Origin of the sequence: Ideonella azotifigens (genome assembly GCF_006519715.1) — a bacterium.
GTDB lineage: Bacteria > Pseudomonadota > Gammaproteobacteria > Burkholderiales > Burkholderiaceae_C > Ideonella > Ideonella azotifigens.
Map to the genome: position 1 here is coordinate 1 of NZ_VIDT01000491.1, position 4,291 is coordinate 4,291.

The window sequence follows — 4,291 nt, forward strand, 5'->3', positions numbered from 1 at the left end:
GCACGCCCAATGGCCAATTGCCGCACGCCTCGCCCAGCATCCGCAAGTTCGCCCGTGAACTGGGCGTGCCGCTGGCCGAGGTCAAGGGCTCCGGCCCCAAGGGTCGCATCACCCAGGGCGACCTCGAAGGCTTCGTCAAGAACGTGATGGCCGGCGCGGTGCAGACGGTCGCGCAAAAGGCCAAGGCACCTGCAGCGGCGACGGGCGGCGGCGCCTTCCCGGGCCTGTTGCCATGGCCCAAGGTGGACTTCGAGAAGTTCGGCCCGATCGAGCGCAAGGACATGAGCCGGATCAAGAAGATCTCCGGCGCCAACCTGCACCGCAACTGGGTCGTGATCCCGCACGTCACCAACCACGACGACGCGGACATCACCGATCTGGAAGCCTTCCGCGTGCAGCTCAACAAGGAAAACGAGAAGAGCGGCATCAAGGTCACGATGCTGGCTTTCATGATCAAGGCCACCGTGGCCGCGCTGAAGAAGTTCCCCGAGTTCAACGCCAGCCTGGAAGGCGAGGGCGACGCGCAGAAGCTGGTGATGAAGCAGTACTTCCACATCGGCTTTGCGGCGGACACGCCCAATGGCCTTGTGGTGCCGGTGATCAAGGATGCCGACAAGAAGGGCATCTTCCAGATCAGCCAGGAAATGAGCGACCTGGCCAAGAAGGCACGCGACGGCAAGCTGGGTCCGGCCGACATGAGCGGCGGCTGCTTCAGCATCTCCAGCCTGGGTGGCATTGGCGGCAAGTACTTCACGCCCATCATCAACGCGCCTGAAGTCGCCATCATGGGCGTCTGCAAGAGCAGCATCGAGCCGGTATGGGACGGCAAGGCCTTCCAGCCGCGCCTGATCCTGCCGCTGTCGCTGAGCTGGGACCACCGCGTGATCGACGGCGCCGCAGCCGCTCGATTCAATGTGTATTTCGCTTCGTTGCTGGCGGACTTCCGCCGCATCGCACTTTGATCAGGAGCACGACATGGCACTGATCGAAGTGAAAGTCCCGGACATTGGCGACTTCAAGGACGTGGGCGTCATCGAGTTGCTGGTCAAGCCCGGCGACACGGTGAAAGCCGACCAGAGCCTGATCACGGTGGAGAGCGACAAGGCCTCGATGGAAATCCCGTCGTCGCACGCCGGCGTGGTCAAGGAACTGAAGCTGAAGGTGGGCGATGTGGTCAACCAGGGCTCGGCGATCCTGATGCTGGAAGCGGCCGAAGCAGGCGCTGCGGCACCTGCACCTGCAGCCGCGGCTTCCGCACCCGCACCGGCTCCGGCTCCGGCGCCCACCGCTGTGAGCGCACCCGCACCTGCGGGCTCGTACAGCGGCGCGGTCGACCTCGAATGCGACCTCGTCGTGCTCGGCGCCGGCCCTGGCGGCTACTCCGCCGCCTTCCGCGCTGCTGACCTCGGCCTGAAGGTCGTCATCGTCGAGCGTTACGCCACGCTGGGCGGCGTCTGCCTGAACGTCGGCTGCATCCCGTCCAAGGCGCTGCTGCACGTGGCCGCGGTGATGGACGAAGTCAGCCACATGGCAGCCCTCGGCGTCGAGTTCGGCGCGCCCGAGCTGGACATCGACAAGCTGCGCGGCCACAAGGACAAGGTCGTCGGCAAGCTGACAGGCGGCCTCACGGCCATGGCCAAGATGCGCAAGGTCACGACCGTGCGCGGCGTCGGCCAGTTCATCGATCCGTACCACCTGCAGGTCGAAGAGACCGAAGGTGCGGAGGGCCAGGCCAAGACCGGCGCGAAGAAGGTCGTTCGCTTCAACAACGCCATCATCGCCGCCGGCTCGCAGGCGGTGCGCCTGCCGTTCTTCCCGCAGGACGAGCGCATCGTCGACTCCACCGGCGCGCTGAACCTGAAGGCGGTGCCGAAGAAGATGTTGATCGTCGGTGGCGGCATCATCGGGTTGGAAATGGGCACGGTGTACTCCACGCTGGGTGCGCGCCTGGACGTGGTCGAAATGCTGGATGGCCTGATGCAGGGCGCCGACCGCGACCTGGTGAAGGTCTGGCAGAAGCTCAATGCGCCACGCTTCGACAACATCATGTTGAAGACCAAGACCGTGGGTGCGACAGCCACGCCCGAAGGCATCAAGGTGCAGTTCGAGGCGGCTGACGGGACCAAGAGCGAGCAGACCTACGACCTGGTGCTGCAGGCCGTGGGCCGCACGCCCAACGGCAAGAAGATCGGCGCTGAAGACGCCGGTGTGGCCGTTGGCGACCGTGGCTTCATCCCGGTCGATGTGCAGATGCGCACCAACGTGCGCCACATCTTCGCCATTGGCGACCTGGTGGGCCAGCCGATGCTGGCGCACAAGGCGGTCCATGAAGGCCACGTCGCCGCGGAAGTCATCGCCGGTGAGATCAAGGGCGACGATGCACTGGCCAAGAGCCAGTTCGACGCTCGCGTGATCCCCAGCGTGGCCTACACCGACCCGGAAGTCGCGTGGGTCGGCCTCACAGAGGACCAGGCCAAGGCGCAAGGCATCAAGGTCAAGAAGGGCCTGTTCCCGTGGACGGCCTCGGGCCGCGCCATTGCCAACGGCCGCGACGAAGGCTTCACCAAGCTGCTGTTCGACGATTCGCCCGAGGCCCACGGCCATGGCCGCATCCTGGGCGGCGGCATCGTCGGCACGCATGCCGGCGACATGATCGGCGAGATCGCGCTGGCCATCGAGATGGGCGCGGACGCAGTGGACATCGGCAAGACCATCCACCCGCACCCGACGCTGGGAGAAAGCCTAGGCATGGCGGCGGAAGTGGCACATGGCTCCTGCACGGACCTGCCGCCGCAGAAGCGCTGATTCGGCGCTTCTCCGCAAAACCCCGAGGAGCCGCACCCGCAAGGGCCGGCTCCTTTTCATTTCCAGCTCAGCGCGGCCCGTCGCAGGCGATGCGCTTCATCGGAAAGTCGATGCCACGCAACTCGCCGTTCCGTGGGCCTTCGATGCGCGCCAGCAGCCGGTCGTTGCCCACCGCCTGGTAGATCACCGTCTGCGGGAAGTCGTGCTGCGGGTTGCTGAAGCGCGCCTGGCGCTCACCGGCGGCGGCCAGCGCAAAGGCGGTCGGCGGCCGGCCTTGCGGCTGCGCCACGAAGCTGAGCTTGCCGCTCGCGTCCAGCTGGAACTGCATGAACTCGAACTCGCGCAGCTGGCCGCGCTGCAGCGTACGGCTCATGCCCAGCATTGCGCCGCCGGCCGGCGCCATCCATTGCTCCACCGTGCCGGCTTCGCCGCCGTCGAGCTGCCAGCAGCCGGCCAGCCAGGCCACCGGGGTGAACGGGTCAGCGGTGACCTGGCCGTGCAGGGTTGGACTGGTGACCACCAGCAAGGTGGCGCTGGCCAGCGCGGCCGGCCACTGGCGTGAAGCAGGGAACATGAGCGGCTCCGGCAGTGATGCCGGAGATTGTGGTCCGGCCGCGCTTGCGCGACCAGACGCTCAGCGCACCGGGCCTTCGGCGACGATGCGCCAGTCCGCGCCTTGCTGGCCCCAGTACTGGCGCACCACGCGGTCGCGCTTGACTGTGGCGCCCGCGCGTTCGCGGAAGGTCACGACCAGCATGGGCGTGTGGTCGTGCCAGGTCAGCACGCTCACTTCGTCGACCGCGGCCGGTGGCACCTGCAGCCGGCTGCGAAAGCGCTCGGCCTGTTCGCCGGTGACGGCCAGTGTGGCATTGGGTGCGTACAGCGGGTCCAGCAGCGCGGGCGTGCCTTGCAGCCGCGCGCGCTGCCAGGCGCTCCAGGCCTGCTCGAAGCTGGCTGGCAAAGCGCCGGCCTGGGCAGGCGCCACCCAGTGGATCTCGCGGGTGATGACCACGGGCGTGTCGCGTTCGGGCAGCGTGGCCATCAGGCGCAGCAGGTCGTCGTTGGCCATCGCCACGCAGCCGTCGCTGTCCAGCGGTGGGCGGGAGTAGGTGCCGATCGGCACGCCATGCAGCAGGATGCCGCTGCCGGTGCGGCCGTCGTTGCGGTCCAGCGCGTTCGGGTAGTTCAGCGGCAGCGCACCGGCACCGAAGCGGATGTCCAACTGCGCGGGCGCCACGGCGTTCAGCGTGTAGTACACCCCCAGCGGCGTTTTCTGGTCGCCCTCGGCTTGCTTATCCACGCCCTGCTTGCCGACCGAGACATAAAAGTCCTGTACCAGTTGCAGCCCTTGCACGTCATGGCGGAACAGGTACAGGCGTGAGCGCGAGGCGTCCACCACGATGGCATGCGGCACCGAGGCTGGTAGCCGCACCAGCTCGGCCGGTACCAGACCGGCGGGCGGGCGCTGCTGCAGCGCGTGCAGGCG

4 protein-coding genes are annotated in these 4,291 nt (G+C 67.3%); 2 read left to right on the forward strand and 2 right to left on the reverse strand.

Annotated elements, in window-relative coordinates; all coding sequences use genetic code 11:
• Together FKP22_RS22585 and lpdA are read left to right on the forward strand one after the other, a co-directional pair.
• Positions 1-962 (forward strand): 2-oxo acid dehydrogenase subunit E2 (locus FKP22_RS22585; RefSeq protein WP_211361526.1); only part of this gene is annotated, 962 nt, incomplete at its 5' end.
• A 13-nt stretch (positions 963-975) separates the two neighbouring features.
• Positions 976-2,805 (forward strand): dihydrolipoyl dehydrogenase, encoded by a 1,830-nt coding sequence (lpdA, locus tag FKP22_RS22590; RefSeq protein WP_141289931.1) that lies wholly within the window; start codon positions 976-978, stop codon positions 2,803-2,805.
• A 67-nt stretch (positions 2,806-2,872) separates the two neighbouring features.
• Here lpdA and FKP22_RS22595 read toward each other — a convergent pair whose 3' ends face one another.
• Both FKP22_RS22595 and FKP22_RS22600 read right to left on the reverse strand, forming a co-directional pair.
• Entirely contained in the window at positions 2,873-3,379 is a 507-nt protein-coding gene (locus FKP22_RS22595) for a DUF6265 family protein (protein ID WP_141289932.1), read from the reverse strand.
• 60 nt (positions 3,380-3,439) lie between these two features.
• Positions 3,440-4,291: L,D-transpeptidase family protein (locus FKP22_RS22600; protein ID WP_141289933.1), on the reverse strand; the 852-nt coding region annotated here is incomplete at its 5' end.

Excerpts from the sequence above, each read along its gene's own strand:
- lpdA (WP_141289931.1), top strand. The coding sequence starts at position 976 with ATGGCACTGATCGAAGTGAAAGTCCCGGACATTGGCGACTTCAAGGAC.
- FKP22_RS22595 (WP_141289932.1), bottom strand. The coding sequence starts at position 3,379 with ATGTTCCCTGCTTCACGCCAGTGGCCGGCCGCGCTGGCCAGCGCCACC.